Genomic DNA, 18,692 nt, shown 5'->3' on the forward strand with positions numbered 1-18,692 from the left:
TTGGTCAAAATGGAATCTAGAGCACGAATTTTAGCCATAAAAAGACAAAAAAAGCGGCAACTTTGTGCTACCGCTTCCGATTCATTTTCTTTAAAAAATGTCAATCACAAAACTCATTTTTTAACTTAATAGCGTTCAGTATTTTTTAGTATGAACGATGTAGTTTACATCTACATTACGACCGAGTTTGTAGCTGTCATTTAGAGGGTTGTAATGAAGCCCAGTAATGCCCATTTCCGTCAGGTCAGTTTGGTCTATCATCTTCATCATTTCGGCTGGCTTGATAAACTTATCGTGCTCATGAGTGCCTTCAGGAACAATCTTAAGAAGCTTCTCAGCACCGACAATAGCAAATAAGTACGACTTAATGTTTCGGTTCAAAGTTGAGAAAAACACGTGACCACCGGGTTTGACTAGCGCAGCACAAGAGCGGATAACGGAGAGAGGATCTGGAACGTGTTCAAGCATCTCCATACAAGTCACGACATCGTAAGTTCCTGCGTTTTCTATAGCGTGGTCTTCTATTGTGCTCTGAATGTAGGTCAGTTGAGTACCTGTTTCTAATGCATGTAGTCGCGCGACTTCTAATGGTTCTTTACCCATATCAAGTCCAGTCACAATTGCGCCTTCTTTTGCCATGCTTTCAGCAAGAATGCCACCACCACAGCCGACATCAAGTGCGCGCTTGCCAAACAAGCCATTTGCTTTTTCAAGTACATAGTTCAAACGAAGTGGGTTAATTTGATGAAGCGGCTTAAACTCGCCTTCTAAATCCCACCATCGAGAAGCCATGTCCTCGAATTTCTTAATTTCACTTGGGTCGACGTTTTGTGCTTTAGTCATAATTGGTTTTATTGCATTCAATCTGAGTCCTTTAGAGGGCGCCAGTATACTCCAACGTTTTACACCCAAACAACCTCGATGTGCTTAGTTAAGGGACAATGACAGAGTTCATTGGCGCGGCAATAGCGACAAGTTCCTGTATTTTTGAAAGCGCTAGCTATTGTTTTTGGTTCATCCTTGAACTGATGCCAGTGACAATAACTCTAAAACCTGCATTTTCGCGTTGTGTGGTTAAAGGAATTTACCTCGCTTTTCCGCGTAAAGGGTCCGATTTTGCTCAATATTGACCGAAATATAACCACTAATCAGAAAGATATGGGATGAGTGTGCAAATTCTCGACATTTGATTCATAACCAAGCTCACAACCTGATAAAAGGAGAGGGAAAGTGATGCCGAAGTGATGAATTGTGTGTTATATTTTTGCACCTTACACGTATCGTAATTACGATCAGATAATAGAGGGATAATGGCTCTATGAGCGATTTAGCTAAAGAGATCACGCCCGTAAACATTGAAGATGAGCTTAGAGGTTCATACCTAGACTATGCGATGTCAGTCATCGTGGGTCGTGCTCTTCCAGATGTGCGTGATGGCCTAAAACCAGTACACCGCCGCGTTTTATTCGCGATGAACGTACTAGGCAACGATTGGAACAAACCATATAAAAAATCAGCCCGTGTTGTCGGCGACGTAATCGGTAAATATCACCCACATGGTGATAGTGCTGTGTACGACACAATCGTACGTATGGCTCAGCCGTTCTCGCTTCGTTACATGCTGGTCGATGGTCAAGGTAACTTTGGCTCGATCGATGGCGACTCTGCTGCGGCAATGCGTTACACCGAAGTTCGAATGGCAAAAATTGCCCATGAACTATTGGCTGACCTAGACAAAGAAACCGTAGACTACGTACCAAACTACGACGGTACTGAGCAGATCCCAGCGGTTCTTCCAACTAAAATTCCAAACCTATTGGTTAACGGTGCTTCTGGTATCGCAGTAGGTATGGCAACCAACATCCCGCCTCATAACCTTGGCGAAGTGATTGATGGCTGTCTTGCATACATCAATAATGAAGAAATCACTATTGATGAACTAATGGATTACATTCCTGGTCCTGATTTCCCAACGGCGGCGCTTATCAGCGGTCGTAAAGGCATTGTAGACGCGTACAAAACAGGTCGTGGCAAAATCTACATGCGTTCGAAAGCGGACATCGAAGTGGAGAAGAATGGTAAAGAGACCATTATCGTCACTGAAATTCCTTACCAGGTGAACAAAGCTCGCTTGATCGAAAAGATCGCTGAGCTAGTTAAAGATAAGAAAGTAGAAGGCATCAGTGCACTGCGCGACGAGTCAGATAAAGACGGTATGCGCATTGTTATTGAGTGTAAGCGCGATGCTGTGGGCGAAGTAGTTCTAAACAACCTTTACGCTCAGACTCAGCTGCAAACCACTTTCGGTATCAACATGGTGGCCCTAAACAATGGCCAGCCACAGCTATTCAACCTAAAAGATATGTTGAAGTGCTTCGTTGATCACCGTCGTGAAGTTGTGACACGTCGCACTATCTTCGAACTGCGTAAAGCGCGTGAACGTGCTCATATCCTTGAAGGTTTAGCTCTAGCGCTTGCTAACATTGATGAAATCATTGAGCTTATCCGTAAGGCACCTACACCGGCTGAAGCAAAAGCGGGTCTTATCGCTCGTGGTTGGGATTTAGGCAACGTTTCAGCAATGCTAGAGCGTGCTGGTACAGATGCTGCGCGCCCTGAATGGCTAGAGCCTGAATACGGTATTCGTGATGGTCAGTACTTCCTGACTGAGCAACAAGCACAAGCTATCCTAGATCTACGTTTACATAAACTAACAGGTTTAGAACACGAGAAGATTCTAGGCGAATACAAAACACTTCTAGAAGAAATCGCTGAACTCATGCATATCCTTGCGAGCACTGAGCGTTTGATGGAAGTTATCCGTGAGGAACTTGAAGCGGTTCGTGACGGCTTTGGTGACGCTCGTCGTACAGAAATCACAGCTGCGAGCCATGATATTGACATGGAAGAGCTGATCGCACGTGAAGACGTTGTAGTTACTCTATCTCACGGTGGTTACGTTAAGTACCAAGTACTGAGCGACTACGAGTCACAGCGCCGTGGTGGTAAAGGTAAGAGTGCGACTAAGATGAAAGATGAAGACCATATCGAGCGTCTTCTAGTGGCGAATACCCACGATAACATCTTGTGTTTCTCTACTCGTGGTAAGACATACCGCCTGAAAGTTTACCAATTGCCTCTAGCGAGCCGTACTGCGCGTGGTAAGCCAATTGTGAACATCCTTCCGCTCGAAGAAGGTGAGCGCATTACCGCGATTCTACGTGTAGATGAATTCTCTGAAGACAAATTCATCTTCATGGCAACAGGTGACGGTACGGTTAAGAAAACGCCGTTGAACCAGTTTGCAAACGTACGTTCAAACGGCCTAATCGCTGTGAACCTACGTGAAGACGATTCGTTAATCGGTGTGGATATCACTAACGGCGAAAACGAAATCATGCTGTTCTCTAAAGCGGGTAAAGTGGTTCGCTTTAAAGAAGCAGAAGAGATTCCAGTACTTGATGAAAATGGTAAACCAGTTCTTGATGAGAATGGTCAGCCAGAGATCAAGTTTAAAGGTGTTCGTCCTATGGGTCGTACCGCCTCTGGTGTTCGTGGTATGAAACTGGCTGAAAATGACCAAGTTGTATCACTTATTGTTCCTTCGCACGAAGGCGACATCCTAACGGTTACAGAAAACGGTTATGGTAAACGTACAGCACTTAGCGAGTACCCGACAAAAGGTCGTGGCACTCAAGGTGTAGTTTCTATCAAAGTTTCTGAGCGAAATGGCCCGGTAGTTGGTGCTATCCAGGTTGTTGAAGGTGATGAAATGATGATGATCACCGACGCTGGCACGTTAGTACGTACTCGTGTGGGTGAAGTTAGCCAGGTTGGTCGTAACACACAAGGTGTAACGCTTATCCGTACTGCGGAAGATGAATCAGTTGTTGGTTTGCAACGTATTGAAGAAGTTGATGATGAAGAGCTGCCTACTGATGAAGATGCAGAAGCGTTAGAGTCAACAGACGAAAATACGCAGCAAGACGCTTCAGAAGCTCCAGCTGCTGATGATGCAGAGGAAGGTAACGAAGAGTAATCTTACATCGTTATCCTGATATGAAAAGCCGAGCCTTAGTTGCTCGGCTTTTTTGTATCTGTATCAACGCATTTAAAGTAAGAAATGCGTACACTGACGTTATCTTTGTTTACAGGACGTGTTATGTCTGTTTGGTTTTTCGCTGCCATCACTCTGATGGGGTTGTTTATCGTACTCTTATCATTGAGTGCATCAAAAGTTAAACCTGCTCAATGGTTTGGCTTTTGCCTGTTAGTACTTGTCGTGACGAGTGCCAGTTTCTTATTGCTGCATCAAACACCGCCTAAACCAATACAAGCGGAAATGTCACGAATGATGACTGCTCGTGACATCATGAAAGAGATCCAAGACCAGTTGCGTGAAGATCCGAACAACGCTGAATTGTGGTTCCAACTCGGGCAGGGCTACCTGCTAGAGGGGGAATTTGATGGCGCGCTGATTTGTTTTGATTACGCGATCCAGCTGACTGAGCCAGTCAGTGCCACGCAACTTGCCGCAAAAGCGACGACCTTGTACTACATTCACCAGCAATCAATGACGCAAGAAGTTAGCTTGCTTTTGGAGCAAGCTTTGCAGATAGAGCCGCACAATGAAGCCGCTTTGTCTTTGATCGCAAATGATCATTTTCTGTCATTCCGCTTTCAGGAAGCGATTGATGCCTGGGTACTATTATTAGATTCTAATGATCCAAATTTAGATAGGGTGCAAATCATTAACTCTATCAACAAAGCAAAAGAGCTATTGTAAGCGTACAATTTAACAAGCAATAGAGGGAAAGGTGGGCAACGAATGAAAAATAAAGCACTAAGCATATTGGTTTTGCTGTGCGGCTCTGTGCTGGCGGGTTGTAGCTCTTCCGATCATTCTGGCTCTTCCTCTACGGTTTATTATTCATCGGGTTACTACGACCCGTGGTGGTACGATCATGACGACTACTGGATTTATTACTATCCGGGCTGTTGCGATAACGACGATGAATACAAAGAGAAACTGGAAGAGTGGTGGAATGGTTTAGATGAAGACCAACAGCAATCCATCAAAGACAAAGTCGAAGATTGGAAAGACGATGATATGTCCGCCAATATCGATAACATGAAACGCCAACTCGACGATCATTGGCAATCATTGCCTGACGAGCAAAAGCAAGAGATTAAAACCAAATGGGAGAATCGTCCGGAACGTATTGAGCCAGCGACTTTACAAGACAAAGCGGTAAAAGAAAAGGTTCAACAAAGAAAAGCATTACCGGAAACGAAGATCCAGCGTCCAGTTGCTCGCCCAAATGTGCAGATACCTAAAGCACGTCCAAATATTCAACCTAGACCTAGACTTCCTCGTCGCTAGTACATTCGATTTTGTCTCTCGATAGAATCGGGGATGAAGAAATAAAGATAACAAAGAAACAAATAAACAAAAAAAAGGGGCGTTCAGTGCGCCCCTTGTTGTATCTATAAATTAACCGTTGCCAGTTAGACTAATACGTGGCTTCGCGTTCAGCCGCTGCTTTATCCCAGTCTGGCGCTACTGTTTCTAGGAAGTGTTCCTTGTCTGCGTTCATCTTTTCCATATCCATGCCCAGTGCTTGTTGTGCTTTCGCTTTGGTCGAGATATCTGGAATTTGAACAGGGTCAGTAATGCCTTTGGTTGCCAGTAAACGAACCAATTTGGTACGGGCGTCAGCAGCGCGATCAACTGCAGTACCTAGTACTTCAAGTGCTATCTCAGGAGCATGCATGTGGACACCGTGAGAAGCAATCGCGTAGTCCCAACGCCATTGTGCATGGCGAATATCTTGTAGGATAGGTTCCATCTCTGCTTCTGTTGCACCTGCTTTCCACGCTGCGCCTGCTTCAAAGTGTGCCGCTACGATTTGCTTCTCGGCGGTTAGCTTCATGTTCAGTACTTGCGCTTTGCGAGTCGAGACGATGCCTTGTAGCTGCTCTTTAGTTTGGGTATGGCATTGCGCACAGGTGTCTTCAAAACGATCAAATGGGTTACCCACTTTGTGGTCTGTGTACACCGTACCGTCTTCTTTGGTCACTTTAGGCATGTGGCAGTCCACACACACCACTTTGTTTTTACCATGAATACCCGCTCTCCAAGTTTCGAAACCCGGGTGTTGTGCTTTTAGCATCGGCGCTTTAGATACGGCATGCGTCCAATCTTTGAAATTCAACGCGTCGTAGTATTTCTCCATGTCATTAACGGTGGTGCCCATATCCCATGGGAATTTAACCGCTTTAGTTGGGCCGGTGAAGTAGTATTCAACGTGACATTGAGCGCAGACCGATGCTTGCTTATCTAGGCGAGACTGTTCATCAAAGTTTTTACCAATAGTATCAAAAGCACGCTCGACGTATGGGCGAGTCAGTGCTAGCGCAGGTTCGCCTTTCTTGAAGGCTTCAGAGCCTGTGTTGTGGCAATCGGAACAACCGATAGGGTTGACGATTTCTGAGCCTAAGCGTGCCCATTTACCTTCGAAATAACCGTCTTCACCACGTTCATCAATCACGCGAGCAACGTCAGGGCTTTTACAGCTCCAACAGGCCATTGGCATAGGCCCGGACTTCTCGTCGGTTGGTGCGCCGGTACGTAAGGTTTGACGAACATCATCAAGTGCGTAAAAGTGACCGCGCGCTTTGTTGTAGTCTTTTGCGAAGCCGTAGCCAGCCCATAAGATCACCATGTTTGGGTCTTCACTTAGAGCATCTTCAATGTGCTCACTTTCGGATGTTGCTTTCCAAGAGTGGTATTGGTCGGGATGGTTCTGTTCAAAGGCGTCATTTCGAGGATCGATGAGGCCTTTTTCTTCTGCCGCCAACGGAGCGCCGACCAAAAATAATTGGCTGGCGAATAAGGTCGCAACCGCGATAGGTGCGCTCATCCAGTGTTTTATGCTCACGGTGTTATCTCCATATTCGTTTTTATTAGCAGCGTTGTGAGAAGCTATTCCAAATAAGAACTGGAGATCTACGATTAATAATATTGCTTAATTGGATAGATGAAATAGTGAGTGAATCTTGTCTTGTTTTAGATCAATTTACACCAGTGATCTCAGTCATGCTTGAATTTATATACCTCTAAAGTGGTAGTTGTTAAGTCATTGTTCTGCAATGCTTTGGGTTTTTAACCTTTTTAAAAATAGGGTGATTTGGTTCGCTTTTTGAGCAGGCGTTTCTACCCCTTATGAATAATAGAGGTATTATAAATATAGGTTTAGCGTTGTGGCTTTCCGAAATAAGAATTGATGTCATTTGAAGATCTAAAAAATATCTTCAGAGGAAATTAATTGTCGCTCAAATAAATAATTGAGAATAGTTATCAATTATTATCGAGCTAAGGAAAGAACAATATGGGCAATATAAAATTGACCATAGAGACAATGCTGAAACTTCTCTTCATCTTTGCCATCTATGGTTTCTCCATCGCCGCCCATGCGACTTCTTCAGAGCCGATTGAAGGTGCTCAAGCAGAGCGTCATCAAGTCGAGTTGATCCGTGACCGAGACTACAAGTGTCTGCAATGTCATAAGGATGCAAAAGAGACTCTGAACCTATCGCATGATTCGCAAGCGTTATTGAGTCAAGGTAAGCAACTTAATTGCACCAATTGCCATAGCAACATTGGTCCCGACCATCGTGAAGGCGCGCCTGATGTAATTAAGTTTTCTGCCGCGCAATCGAAAGAGGTACACGACAAAGTGTTCCTTGATCCAAGCATGATTCTTAAAGCTAACAGCCAATGTGTGGATTGTCATGCACCGACACAGCTAAGAGAAAGCCACTGGACGCACGATGTGCACGCCAAAAACCTCACTTGTTCAAATTGTCACGATGTACACGCAGCGAAAACCAAAGCGTTGTCGTACGACAGAAAACAACTGATCAAGCAGTGTGTGGATTGTCACTCTGAATTTGCCGTCGAACCTGAGCTTGCCAAAGAAGAGGAGAGATAGCATGAAATGTTCGAGAAGAAACTTTTTAGCCGGCAGCGGCGCGTTGATTTTAACTACAGGCGTTGCAGGCACTTCCGTTGTTAGCTCCTCTCTTCATGCCAGCAACCGTGAACAAGCGAAACGCATGGGTATGGTTCATGATGAAAATGCCTGCATTGGCTGTACCGCTTGTACCGATGCTTGTCGCGAAGTAAATAAAGTCCCTGAAGGCGTAACGCGACTTAAAATTCATCGCAGTGAACCGATTGGCGAATTCCCAGATGTGGAATACCAGTTTACTCGCGAATCCTGTCAGCACTGTGATAACCCACCATGTGTATACGTTTGTCCAACAGGCGCTGCATACAAAGATGAAGCGACCGGCATCGTGGATGTACACAAAGATAAATGTGTCGGATGTGGTTATTGCCTTGCTGCTTGCCCTTACCAAGTGCGCTTCTTTAATCCCGTCGATCACTCTGCGGATAAATGTAACTTCTGCCGTGATACCAACCTAGCGCAAGGTAAGCAGCCAGCTTGCGTGGAATCTTGCCCAACAAAAGCACTCATCTTTGGTGATTTGAATGACCCAACTAGCGAGGTGAGCAAAGCTATCGAAAGCCATGTTGTCTATCGCGATAAATCGCATTTAGGTACGCAACCTAAACTGTACAAAATTCCGCATAGCAAAGGGGAGGTGTCATCATGAACGGCTTCGAAAGTGCATTCCACTTTGACTCGTTAGTCTGGGATTGGATCATCGCGATTTACTTATTCCTTGCTGGGATGTCAGCAGGTGCGGTGATGATTTCTATCTATTTAAAACGCAAAGTGATTGAAGGTGATCCCGCAAACAACGGCATCATGAAAGCTATGGCTTGGCTCGCACCATTTGGCATCATTGCTGGGTTGGTAATTTTGATTTTCCATTTAACCAAGCCTTTAGAGTTTTGGAAGATCATGATCTACTACAACCCAACGTCTGTGATGTCGATGGGCGTGATCTTGTTCCAAGTGTACATGCTAGTGCTGTTTGTTTGGATTGGCGTTATCTTCCGCCATCAAATCATCAGCTTCTGTGAAGGGAAGTTACCAAGCAAACTGCTGGATTTTGCCGATGGCATTTTGATTAAGGCGGGGAAAGCCAACAACGCAATTGAATTATTCTTGGGCTTCTTAGCCATCGTACTTGCAGCGTACACTGGCTTTCTATTGTCTGCGTTGAAGACTTACCCAATGCTAAACAATCCAGTACTGCCAATCTTGTTCCTGTTCTCTAGTTTGTCCTCGGGTGCAGCAGCATGCTTGATGTTCGGCATCTTGGTGTTTAAAGAGTCGACCAGCAGCCCAAGTGTGTCTTGGGTACACGGATTTGAACGCCCAGTAGTATTGTTTGAGCTGTTTGTCTTAGTGACCTTCTTTACTGGACTGATCTTCAGCGGTGGTCAGAACGAAGTCGCGGCTTGGAATGCTATTTCGAGTGGATTCTGGGCTCAATGGTTCTGGGTTGGGGTAGTGTTCATAGGCATGATAACGCCTTTGACTCTCAATTGGTTGACGCCTTCTGAAGTGCGCCACAAAGGCAGTTACGTTTTTGTGGTCACGACGTTGAGCTTGGTTGGCGTACTTATGCTGCGTACTTTCATTCTCTATGCCGGTCAAATGACCGTAGTGTAAGGGGGATAAATGGAAGCTGAGCTAGGGTTCTTCTTACTGATATTGGTGGCTGTAACATCGACTTGTGCATCGTTGCTGCATTGGCTACGTCTTGCTATGGGTAAGAAGGCGACATTGCCGCATCAAGTCGCGATGTCCCACATCATTAGCTTAGCTTCCATCATTTGTTTAGCGCTTCTGATCGTCTGCTTCGTGCAAGACAACTTCGCGTTGGAATATGTTGTTACGCATTCCAACAGTCAACTTCCCGTGGCGTTCAAAATTGCTGCCGCTTGGGGTGGGCACCAAGGCTCCATGTTGTTTTGGGTCGTCACCCTGAGTTTATGGGCGTCGTTTATTGCATTTAAGTCACCGCTCAACGCCCAATATACTTGTGACTGTTTAGGAATCATGAACGTTCTTATTGCAACATTTGCTTGGTTCACGTTAATGACCTCTAACCCGTTCGAATATGCCCAAGTATTGGCGTCGGAAGGGCGAGATCTAAATCCAATGCTGCAAGATGTTGGGCTTATCATTCATCCACCATTGCTTTATCTCGGTTATGTCGGTTACGCAGCAATATTAGCTTTTGCATTAGCGGCGCTATTGGGTAAACAACTGATGAGCGATTGGTATGTGGTTGCTCGAAGCGCAGCGTTTTTTGCATGGGGAACGCTCACGTTGGGTATCTTGGTGGGATCATGGTGGGCGTACAATGAGCTAGGGTGGGGCGGCTGGTGGTTTTGGGACCCTGTGGAGAACGCTTCTCTACTCCCTTGGCTTACTGGTACTGCTTTGTTGCACAGCGGTGTTGTCGCAACACGTAACAGAGGCGCAATTTGGAGCACCTATGCACTGGCGTTTGCTACGTTCAGCCTAAGCATTTTAGGGACATTCGTGGTGCGCTCTGGCGTGCTGACTTCAGTGCACGCTTTTGCGGTGGACCCAACTAAAGGTTTGGTGCTGATTGGTGTATTGAGCTTGCTTGTCATTATCACTTTTGGCGTACTGATTTTGCGAGGAGAACAACTCCCTCGTTTCAAACTTCAATCTCTAGCGAGCCGAGCTTACACTGCTTATATCGCCAAAGGGCTGCTGGTTATTGCGACTGCCATCGTTTTTCTTGGCACTTTTTATCCGATGGTTTATCAACTGCTCGGCTTAGGGAACATTTCGGTTGGCGCACCTTACTTTAATAGTCTGACCTTTCCATTAAGCATACTGGCTCTGATTGCCTTAGCATTCATGCCAGTGCTGAAATGGACAAAAGGCGCAGTTCCGAGTGGAAGCACTGATATCGCGATTAGTATTGCGTTATCTATAGTCTCTGGGAGCGGGTTTATGTTCTCAGTGAACGTACTGCATTTCGAAGTATTGCTAACCATAATATTGGCTACTTGGGTGATTGTGGCACATCTCGTTATGCTGTTTCGTTGTTCCAATAAGCGCAAACTCATGCCAATCGTGATGGCACATATCGGTTTTGCGCTGGCGGTGAGTGGAGCTGTATTCAACAGTCACTACTCATATGAACACAATTTACGTGTCGAACCCGGCAGTTCTCAACAAAGGGCGGGGATCACTATCGATTATCATGGTATCGAATGGCTGGTGGGGCCAAACTACACCGCTGAACAAGGACAGATCACCTTGCACTTGGAAGATGGCCGCATGTTCAATTTCAACCCGCAAAAGCGCCATTACCCTGTGCGAGTGATGAATATGACCGAGCCTGCGATTCGTTCACTATGGCATGGCGATTATTACGTGACATTGGGTGACAAAGTCGACACTCATGCTTATGCGATTAAAGTTCAGTACCGAGCAGGTATTTGGTGGATATGGTCTGGTGGGTTATTAGCTGTGTTTGGTGCGCTGTTAACCGGCCTAAAGAAAAAGAGAGAGGCTATCAATGCGATCGAGAAATACGCTTAAACTCGCAGGTCTCGTTTTGGCTGTTGCCGTGTTTACTGTAGTAACTGCGATGGCCTTGTCTGAGCGAGCACATGTTGAATTGTCCCCACAACGAAATTTAGAGACACCTAATTTTCGCTCTACTTCTCTGATCTCTGATGACATGGTTTCTGAGCAGTTGTTCAAAAGCGACGGATATAAATTATTGAATGTTTGGGCATCTTGGTGCGGAGTATGCAAACGAGAGCATGAAGAATTATTGCAGTTAGCAGAACTCGGTGTGCCTATTATTGGGCTGAATTATAGAGATCAAAAACAAGCCGCTCGTGAATATTTGAGCTCTAAACGAAATCCATATATTGAAGTAATTAGTGACCCTAATGGAAAGCTCGCTGTGGAGCTAGGTGTTATCGGAACGCCGGAAACTTACTTGATTGATCCAAATGGTCGTATATTGATCAAATATCGTGGAGAGCTAACGGCAGATAAATGGAACGATATATTTTCAGGATACTTGAATGTTTCGATTTAATAATCTTCTCCTCACTTTAATCCTATTTATACTATTTTCTCCTTTCACGAGAAGTGCGGATATAGAACAGAATGTTGATCTGTTTGAATTTCATTCTGTTGAAGTGCAACAGCGTGCAACCTCGTTAGCCAAGACATTGCGCTGCCCGCAGTGTCAAAACCAAAACCTTGTCGAGTCTAATGCACAAGCGGCTAAAGACCTGAGGTTGAAAGTGTATACGATGGCCAATGAAGGCAGCTCAGATCAAGAAATAAAGGACTATCTAGTTGCTCGTTATGGGAATATTGTTCTGTATCAACCACCATTAAATTATTCCACGGCGCTGTTGTGGATCTTTCCTGTGCTATTTTTGATCTTTTTTGTCTTATATTCGATCCGAATGGTGAAGCGTAATTAATGTGACCGTTATTCCACTATTAAAAATAAATTGTGCACTTAACAAGCAGAATGTTATCATTTTTCCGAATTTATGAAGTTTCCAGTATAAAGAAAATAAAAATTTTGAGCTGGATAAGTAATAAAAGAACGAATAGGTGCACGCAGTGGATTCAGTTATATTACAACTTAAAAAAGACTTTTATTCGCAGATTCGTGCATTGCAATCACCGAACCTGCCTCAAGTTACTTCAACGCTCGCCGTGTTGACCGACGAGGAAATCCAAGAACTCGAAGCAGTTTGGATTGAACTCGCCGTTTGGAAGCGCAGTCAGACCCATTAAAAGATAGACCAAACGACCTTCTTGAAACCCCAGACAAAATTTGTCTGGGGTTTTTTATTGTAGTTTTTTTAAATTGTTATAATATAACAATTGTTCAGTTGGAGAGTGTTTCTCTTTTGCTGTCTTGAGTGGATAACTGCCCTCAATTGTGATCTCTATATTGCAAAATGCGGTATCAGTCCCCATAGTTGAAGAGCAACGAGTAAATCCCATGAATGCAATAACGAAAACGCATCAAGCGCATCAAGCAATAAATCGAGTGAGTATAGATATGGCGGAAGTACGTGCCAGAGTAGATTTTAAAGTCGGGGCAAAAAGTAACATTGATGCCGAAATTCTGTCTTTCCATGGTCTGAAGACAGACAAAGAGCATGTTGCTATTATCTTTAAACAAGCGGACCAAACTCAGGACATGCCTTTAGTTCGTATGCACTCTGAGTGTTTGACAGGCGATGTGTTCCACTCTTCACGCTGTGACTGTGGTGAGCAACTAGAAGAGACGATCAATCGCATGGGCGAGTCCGGTGGTATCATCTTGTATCTCCGTCAGGAAGGTCGTGGTATTGGTTTGTACAATAAGATCGATGCATACCGCTTACAAAGCCAGGGCATGAACACGTACGAAGCTAACAACCATTTGGGCTTTGATGATGACCTGCGTGATTTCACAGAAGCAGCACAAATGCTAGAAGCTTTAGGCGTGAATAAGATCCGCCTCGTGACGAACAACCCTAAGAAAATTCGTGAGTTATCTGAGTACGGAATTGAAATTGGCGAGGTTGTCAATACCTCTGCACATATCAAAGATGGCAACGAAAATTATCTGAAGGCAAAAGTCTCTCACGGAAAACATGACCTAAAGGTTTAATCCTAAAGATAAAACTGACAATAAAGCCTGTGAAAAACCTCATTTTTATGAGGTTTTTTTGTATCTGGAGTTGCAAATAAATTGTAAATTTGTATTATCTCGAGACTAAAGTGCAAATAAGAATAATTAGCACTACCAATACGATAATTGAAAAGCTCAACAAGGATGCTTCAGATGAATGCAAAAAAAGTTTTAGTCCAATCTATTGCTGCATCACTCCTCATTGCCAGTGGTTCTACCGTTGCTGCCACAGTAACTAAACAACAAGTAGTCGAACATTACGCGGACGTTGCCCATGCTGTGTTTGCTGATTCAGTAACAACAGCGAAAGCGCTGGATGTAAAAATCGACGAATTCCTAAAATCACCATCAGCGAAAAAGCTTGAAGAAGTAAAACAAGCTTGGCTAGATTCTCGCGTTCCTTACCAACAGTCTGAAGTTTTCCGTTTTGGTAACGCGATTGTTGATGATTGGGAAGGTCAGCTGAACGCATGGCCACTTGATGAAGGTTTGATTGACTACGTAGCGGCTGATTACCAATACGAATTGGGTAACGAGGGCGCTGCTGCCAACATCATCGCGAACACTAGCCTACAGATCGGTGCTTCTAAACTGGACGTTTCAAAAATCACTCCAGAATTGCTAGCGGATCTAAACGAAGTAGGTGGTTCTGAGGCAAACGTTGCATCAGGTTACCACGCGATTGAATTCTTACTTTGGGGTCAAGACCTAAACGGTACTAACGCGGGTGCAGGTCAACGCGCTTACACTGATTTCGTTGTGGGTTCTGAGTGTACGAATGGCCATTGTGATCGTCGTGGAGAGTACCTAAAAGCAGCCGCTGATCTACTGGTTCAAGACCTTGAGTGGATGGAAAAGCAGTGGTCTGCTGAAGTGAAAGGTAACTACCGTGAAGAGCTACTGAACGACTCAGCAGACAATGGTCTACGTAAGATGCTATTCGGCATGGGTTCTCTTTCTCTAGGTGAGCTAGCGGGTGAGCGCATGAAGGTGGCACTAGAGGCAAACTCGACTGAAGACGAGCACGATTGTTTCTCAGACAACACGCACAACTCTCACTACTACAATGAGCAAGGCATCTACAACGTTTACACAGGTACATACAAAGGTGTAAACGGCAAAGAGCTATCTGGTCCAAGTATCGCTGACCTTGTTGCTCAAAAAGACAAGAAAGCCGCGACCGAAATTCAAAAGCAGTTTGATACAACACGTAGCCAAGTTGGTGAGCTAGTGACTTCTGCAGAGAAGAACAACCAGCACTTTGACCAACTTATTGCAGCGGGTAACGCACAAGGCAACGCGCTAGTAAACGACACCATCATGTCGTTGGTAGCACAAACCGGTGCGATTGAGCGCGCGGCAAGCATTGTCGGCATCGACAGCCTAAGCCCTGATACTGCTGACCACGAGTTTTAATAAGAAAACCATAATAAATAAGGGCTCTTTGTGAGCCCTTTTGACGTTTGAGCTCGTTGTTATCACCCTTGTTGTCTATGTAGAGCAATGATATGAAGCCATACCTAATTTCTGCGCTAGCCGCGATCCTTTCTTCTTCTGCCATGGCTTATGATGTTAAGTCTGGTGGCAAAACCAGTGTTAAAAAAGACGGCGCGAATGCCTATTCTCTTCCTGCTGCTAACTTGCCAATGAGCAAACGCCTCGATTTTAGCGTCGGTAACAGCTTTTTCCGCAACCCTTGGGTACAAGCGCCAGCGTCAACAGACGCTCGTGATGGCTTAGGCCCGCTTTTTAACACCAATGGTTGTCAGAATTGTCACATCAAAGACGGTCGTGGTCATCCGCCAGAGAAAGATGATTTACATGCCGTGTCTATGTTAGTGCGCTTAAGCATTCCTGCGATGACGCCAGAACAAAAGAAAGCTTACATCAAAGATGGCGGCATACCTGAGCCGACTTATGGTGGCCAGCTTCAAGATTTCGCCCTGCAAGATCAAACGCCAGAAGGCAAAATCGAAATCACTTACACCGATGTCCCAGTGAAATTTAAAGACGGTACGACGGTGACGCTAAGAAAACCTCATTTGAACATTACCGATCTGGGTTACGGCGATATGCACCCTGATACCGAGTTCTCAGCACGCGTGGCACCGCCAATGAGCGGCCTTGGTTTGTTAGAGAGTATTCCCGACGAAACGCTACTTGCTTGGGCTGATGAACAAGATGCCGACAAAGACGGTATCTCAGGCAAAGTCAATAAGGTGTGGGATATTGAGAAGGACGACTTCTCGATTGGTCGTTTTGGCTGGAAAGCAGGACAACCGACGCTAATGCAGCAAAATGCAGCAGCATTTAATGGTGATGTGGGTCTTACGAGCCATTTATTCCCAAATGAAAACTGTACCTCGAAACAAAGCATTTGTGACGACATGCCAAATGGCGGCAAACCAGAAGTGAGTGAAAATATTCTCGACTTCGTAGAGTTTTACAGCCAGCACTTAGCTGTACCTATTCGCCGTAATGTCAATGACCCTAACGTGAAACTTGGTCAGCAAATCTTTGCTGCGTCTGGCTGTGAAAGCTGCCACAAGACCAGTGTTAAAACGGCGAAACGACCAGAGTTACCAGCGCTTTCTGAGCAGCTTATCCACCCATACACCGACATGCTTTTGCATGACATGGGTGAAGGCTTAGCCGATAACCGTCCGGAATATCAAGCAAACGGCCGCGAGTGGCGAACAGCACCGCTATGGGGCATTGGTTATACCGAAGAAGTAAACGGACATACTTACTTCTTACATGATGGTCGCGCTCGTAACCTGATGGAAGCAGTGTTGTGGCACGGCGGCGAAGCTGAAACGGCGAAACAAAATGTTTTAGCTCTGAACAAAAAAGAACGTGATGCTCTCATTGCGTTTCTGAACTCTCTATAAGGAAGCAACCATGAAAAAAACACTGTTAGTGAGTGCGATTGCCGCAACGTTAAGTTTGGTTGGTTGCCAATCGACCGTCGGTTCGAGCTCAGCCAAGCCTGAGAGTACAAGTCATATTTCTCAAAGCGTGTACGAGGTTGAGTTTCAATCAGCTCAGACGTTTTTAGCGCAAACCACAGAACTTGAACAGCGCTTCGCGGATTACTGCGCATCAGAGTCGAAAGATGATGCACAAGTAAAACAGCAATGGCATCAAACGATGCTTGCGTGGATGGCATTACAAGGTCAAGAACGTGGCCCTGCTACGGCGTTGGAGCAAAGCTGGAATGTTCAGTTTTGGCCAGATAAAAAGAACACCACTGGTCGTAAAATGTCTGTACTGACGAAATCTGATCAAGCTTGGAGTGCAGAAGATATCTCCACCCAAAGTGTCACCGTGCAAGGTTTAGGTGCATTGGAATGGCTGCTTTACGATAAAGCGTCGACCTTATCTAGCAATAGCAATACCTGTGCGACAGGTGTTTCGATTGCAGAAAACCTCGATAACAAAGCGCAGATCATTGCGGATTCTTGGGCAGAGAACCCTTGGAAATCGCTGGAGATGACGGAATGGGAATCTGAGTACATTTCACTGCTCTCTAATCAGCTTGAATACAGCATGAAGAAGTTGAGCCGACCGCTAGCGAAGATTGGTAAGCCTCGCCCGTACTTTTCAGAGTCATGGCGTTCAGAAACTTCGCTTTCAAACCTAAAAGCCAACCTACAAGGGATGGAAGCGTTGTACTTTGCTCACGGAAATGGTCTAGATGCGTTATTAAGAGAGCAAGGCCATGCAGATCTCGCAGACCGTGTTGTTCATCAGTTTGAAATGGCGTTAGAAACTTGGCCAGAAGATAAGAGCTTGTTTGCTGCACTACAAACAAAAGAAGGCTATCGCATGGTGCTCGCTCAATACAATAAGCTAGAACAATTGAAGTACCTGATTCACGAAGAAGTCGCGATCGAGCTTGGCGTGGTTATAGGATTTAATGCAACCGATGGTGACTGATCAAACCCGCCGAATCTTGCTGAAAGCCGCTCTATTCGGGGCGGCTACACCTATGATGCCATTTGGTTGTGCTTCAACAAGCTCACGTGAGCCTGCGTTGATCGGCTGCTCTATCATTGGTCGAGACAAATTCGCAGCGGTGGTAGCGGATGAGCATGGTATGCCGCTATCTTCATTGCCGATTCCTGAGCGTGGTCACGGTGTGGCAACAAACCAACAAGGCCACGCCGTAGTTTTTGGTCGTCGGCCAGGTACTTTCTTCATGGTGTTTGATTATCGCTCAGAGCAGATGATCAAACTGCAGCTGGCAAAACCAAATCGCCATTTCTATGGGCATGGCGTTTACTCCCATGACGGCACATTACTATTTGCCACAGAAGGTGAGAGGGGGACAAGCCGTGGGATCATTGGTGTTTATGATGTACAGAAGCAATATCAAAAGGTCGATGAGTTAACGGGTTTTGGTCTTGGTCCTCATGAAGTGATCATGATGCCTGATGGTGTATTGGCGATTGGCGTCGGTGGCGTACACACTAACGGTCGTGAACCTCTCAATCTTGATAGCATGAAACCCAGCCTGAGTTACCTTTCACAGGAGGGTGAGCTACTGGATCAAGTGTCTTTACCGGATCATAAGTTGAGTATTCGCCACTTAGCCCATGATGGTGCGGAAACCGTGCTTTGTGGTCAGCAATATCGTGGTGAGCCGGACGAGTATCCAGCTTTGATCGCCATGCACACGCGTGGTGGTGAAATGCAAGATCTTCAAGCTGAGCCTGAAGAGTGGGCGCGTTTCAATCACTACGTTGCGAGTATTGCAGCAACCGATGAATGGATCTTAGCCACTTCGCCTCCGGGCAGTTGTTATGGTATATGGTCTAAATCTACGGGCAAATTGGTCGAGCTAAGTGCGTTACCAGATGCCTCTGGTGTTGTGGTCTATGGCGATGAGTTCCGAGTCAGCTCTGGGGCGGGAAAAGTGGTAGAGCAAAGACCAGAGGAGTCAAAAAGTACCTTCGCAAGCGGAGTGCAATGGGACAACCATTGGTCGAGAATTATCTAGAAAG

At 45.4% G+C, this 18,692-nt stretch carries 17 protein-coding genes; 15 read left to right on the forward strand and 2 right to left on the reverse strand.

The genetic code is table 11. From position 1 onward, the window contains the following. Nucleotides 1–135: 135 nt before the first annotated feature. On the reverse strand, nucleotides 136–843 hold the full coding sequence (ubiG, locus tag NL626_RS11560) for a bifunctional 2-polyprenyl-6-hydroxyphenol methylase/3-demethylubiquinol 3-O-methyltransferase UbiG (protein ID WP_005376820.1): 708 nt from the start codon (nucleotides 841–843) through the stop codon (nucleotides 136–138). Between the two features lie 475 nt (nucleotides 844–1,318). Between ubiG and gyrA the strand changes: the two genes are divergently transcribed. The 3 genes from gyrA (at nucleotide 1,319) to NL626_RS11575 (ending at nucleotide 5,383) form a co-directional block, all read left to right on the forward strand. Then, entirely contained in the window at nucleotides 1,319–4,039 is a 2,721-nt protein-coding gene (gyrA, locus tag NL626_RS11565) for a DNA topoisomerase (ATP-hydrolyzing) subunit A (RefSeq protein WP_054574746.1), read from the forward strand. Nucleotides 4,040–4,162: 123 nt separating this feature from the next. Then, nucleotides 4,163–4,786: a tetratricopeptide repeat protein gene (locus NL626_RS11570; RefSeq protein WP_054701274.1), complete on the forward strand. Its 624-nt coding sequence runs from the start codon at nucleotides 4,163–4,165 to the stop codon at nucleotides 4,784–4,786. 42 nt (nucleotides 4,787–4,828) lie between these two features. Further along, on the forward strand, nucleotides 4,829–5,383 hold the full coding sequence (locus NL626_RS11575) for a hypothetical protein (protein ID WP_253657367.1): 555 nt from the start codon (nucleotides 4,829–4,831) through the stop codon (nucleotides 5,381–5,383). A gap of 130 nt (nucleotides 5,384–5,513) precedes the next feature. Here NL626_RS11575 and nrfA read toward each other — a convergent pair whose 3' ends face one another. Next, nucleotides 5,514–6,941 (reverse strand): ammonia-forming nitrite reductase cytochrome c552 subunit, encoded by a 1,428-nt coding sequence (nrfA, locus tag NL626_RS11580; protein ID WP_253657368.1) that lies wholly within the window; start codon nucleotides 6,939–6,941, stop codon nucleotides 5,514–5,516. 450 nt (nucleotides 6,942–7,391) lie between these two features. Here nrfA and nrfB point away from each other — a divergent pair, with 450 nt between their 5' ends. The 12 genes from nrfB (at nucleotide 7,392) to NL626_RS11640 (ending at nucleotide 18,688) form a co-directional block, all read left to right on the forward strand. Continuing rightward, nucleotides 7,392–7,994, forward strand: a complete 603-nt coding sequence (gene nrfB, locus NL626_RS11585) for a cytochrome c nitrite reductase pentaheme subunit (RefSeq protein WP_031781070.1) — start codon at nucleotides 7,392–7,394, stop codon at nucleotides 7,992–7,994. A gap of 1 nt (nucleotide 7,995) precedes the next feature. Next, nucleotides 7,996–8,682 carry a cytochrome c nitrite reductase Fe-S protein gene (gene nrfC, locus NL626_RS11590; RefSeq protein WP_253657369.1) on the forward strand — a complete coding sequence of 229 codons (687 nt, stop codon included), beginning with the start codon at nucleotides 7,996–7,998 and terminating at the stop codon, nucleotides 8,680–8,682. Next, complete coding sequence (gene nrfD / locus NL626_RS11595) at nucleotides 8,679–9,650, forward strand: cytochrome c nitrite reductase subunit NrfD (RefSeq protein ID WP_213886645.1); 972 nt, start codon at nucleotides 8,679–8,681, stop codon at nucleotides 9,648–9,650. The genes nrfC and nrfD overlap by 4 nt, the downstream gene beginning before the upstream one ends. A gap of 9 nt (nucleotides 9,651–9,659) precedes the next feature. Continuing rightward, nucleotides 9,660–11,567 carry a heme lyase CcmF/NrfE family subunit gene (locus tag NL626_RS11600; RefSeq protein ID WP_213886646.1) on the forward strand — a complete coding sequence of 636 codons (1,908 nt, stop codon included), beginning with the start codon at nucleotides 9,660–9,662 and terminating at the stop codon, nucleotides 11,565–11,567. After that, nucleotides 11,545–12,078 (forward strand): DsbE family thiol:disulfide interchange protein, encoded by a 534-nt coding sequence (locus tag NL626_RS11605; protein WP_053304294.1) that lies wholly within the window; start codon nucleotides 11,545–11,547, stop codon nucleotides 12,076–12,078. Before NL626_RS11600 ends, NL626_RS11605 begins: the two co-directional genes overlap by 23 nt. Next, entirely contained in the window at nucleotides 12,065–12,475 is a 411-nt protein-coding gene (gene nrfF, locus NL626_RS11610; RefSeq protein ID WP_025767282.1) for a heme lyase NrfEFG subunit NrfF, read from the forward strand. The genes NL626_RS11605 and nrfF overlap by 14 nt, the downstream gene beginning before the upstream one ends. Nucleotides 12,476–12,620: 145 nt before the next feature. Further along, nucleotides 12,621–12,797: a hypothetical protein gene (locus NL626_RS11615; RefSeq protein ID WP_020480909.1), complete on the forward strand. Its 177-nt coding sequence runs from the start codon at nucleotides 12,621–12,623 to the stop codon at nucleotides 12,795–12,797. 211 nt (nucleotides 12,798–13,008) lie between these two features. Further along, nucleotides 13,009–13,665 carry a GTP cyclohydrolase II gene (ribA, locus tag NL626_RS11620; RefSeq protein WP_005376846.1) on the forward strand — a complete coding sequence of 219 codons (657 nt, stop codon included), beginning with the start codon at nucleotides 13,009–13,011 and terminating at the stop codon, nucleotides 13,663–13,665. Between the two features lie 174 nt (nucleotides 13,666–13,839). Then, a complete protein-coding gene (locus tag NL626_RS11625; RefSeq protein ID WP_253657370.1) occupies nucleotides 13,840–15,102 on the forward strand; it encodes an imelysin family protein in 1,263 nt (420 codons plus the stop codon). 92 nt (nucleotides 15,103–15,194) lie between these two features. Beyond that, nucleotides 15,195–16,577 (forward strand): di-heme oxidoredictase family protein, encoded by a 1,383-nt coding sequence (locus tag NL626_RS11630; RefSeq protein WP_253657371.1) that lies wholly within the window; start codon nucleotides 15,195–15,197, stop codon nucleotides 16,575–16,577. A 10-nt stretch (nucleotides 16,578–16,587) separates the two neighbouring features. Next, nucleotides 16,588–17,625 (forward strand): imelysin family protein, encoded by a 1,038-nt coding sequence (locus NL626_RS11635; protein WP_253657372.1) that lies wholly within the window; start codon nucleotides 16,588–16,590, stop codon nucleotides 17,623–17,625. Beyond that, nucleotides 17,606–18,688 (forward strand): DUF1513 domain-containing protein, encoded by a 1,083-nt coding sequence (locus NL626_RS11640; protein WP_253657373.1) that lies wholly within the window; start codon nucleotides 17,606–17,608, stop codon nucleotides 18,686–18,688. The genes NL626_RS11635 and NL626_RS11640 overlap by 20 nt, the downstream gene beginning before the upstream one ends. Nucleotides 18,689–18,692: the final 4 nt, after the last annotated feature.

The sequence above is a fragment of the Vibrio sp. Y58_MX_L22 genome (assembly GCF_024181865.1).
Taxonomy (GTDB): Bacteria; Pseudomonadota; Gammaproteobacteria; order Enterobacterales; family Vibrionaceae; genus Vibrio; species Vibrio alginolyticus.

Bases quoted from the DNA above. Each gene is read 5' to 3' on its own strand.
- ubiG (WP_005376820.1), bottom strand. From the start codon at position 843: ATGACTAAAGCACAAAACGTCGACCCAAGTGAAATTAAGAAATTCGAG.
- NL626_RS11630 (WP_253657371.1), top strand. From the start codon at position 15,195: ATGAAGCCATACCTAATTTCTGCGCTAGCCGCGATCCTTTCTTCTTCT.
- NL626_RS11640 (WP_253657373.1), top strand. From the start codon at position 17,606: ATGCAACCGATGGTGACTGATCAAACCCGCCGAATCTTGCTGAAAGCC.
- NL626_RS11605 (WP_053304294.1), top strand. From the start codon at position 11,545: ATGCGATCGAGAAATACGCTTAAACTCGCAGGTCTCGTTTTGGCTGTT.
- nrfF (WP_025767282.1), top strand. From the start codon at position 12,065: ATGTTTCGATTTAATAATCTTCTCCTCACTTTAATCCTATTTATACTA.
- NL626_RS11635 (WP_253657372.1), top strand. From the start codon at position 16,588: ATGAAAAAAACACTGTTAGTGAGTGCGATTGCCGCAACGTTAAGTTTG.
- gyrA (WP_054574746.1), top strand. From the start codon at position 1,319: ATGAGCGATTTAGCTAAAGAGATCACGCCCGTAAACATTGAAGATGAG.
- nrfB (WP_031781070.1), top strand. From the start codon at position 7,392: ATGGGCAATATAAAATTGACCATAGAGACAATGCTGAAACTTCTCTTC.
- NL626_RS11575 (WP_253657367.1), top strand. From the start codon at position 4,829: ATGAAAAATAAAGCACTAAGCATATTGGTTTTGCTGTGCGGCTCTGTG.
- ribA (WP_005376846.1), top strand. From the start codon at position 13,009: ATGAATGCAATAACGAAAACGCATCAAGCGCATCAAGCAATAAATCGA.
- nrfD (WP_213886645.1), top strand. From the start codon at position 8,679: ATGAACGGCTTCGAAAGTGCATTCCACTTTGACTCGTTAGTCTGGGAT.
- NL626_RS11600 (WP_213886646.1), top strand. From the start codon at position 9,660: ATGGAAGCTGAGCTAGGGTTCTTCTTACTGATATTGGTGGCTGTAACA.
- NL626_RS11625 (WP_253657370.1), top strand. From the start codon at position 13,840: ATGAATGCAAAAAAAGTTTTAGTCCAATCTATTGCTGCATCACTCCTC.
- NL626_RS11570 (WP_054701274.1), top strand. From the start codon at position 4,163: ATGTCTGTTTGGTTTTTCGCTGCCATCACTCTGATGGGGTTGTTTATC.
- nrfC (WP_253657369.1), top strand. From the start codon at position 7,996: ATGAAATGTTCGAGAAGAAACTTTTTAGCCGGCAGCGGCGCGTTGATT.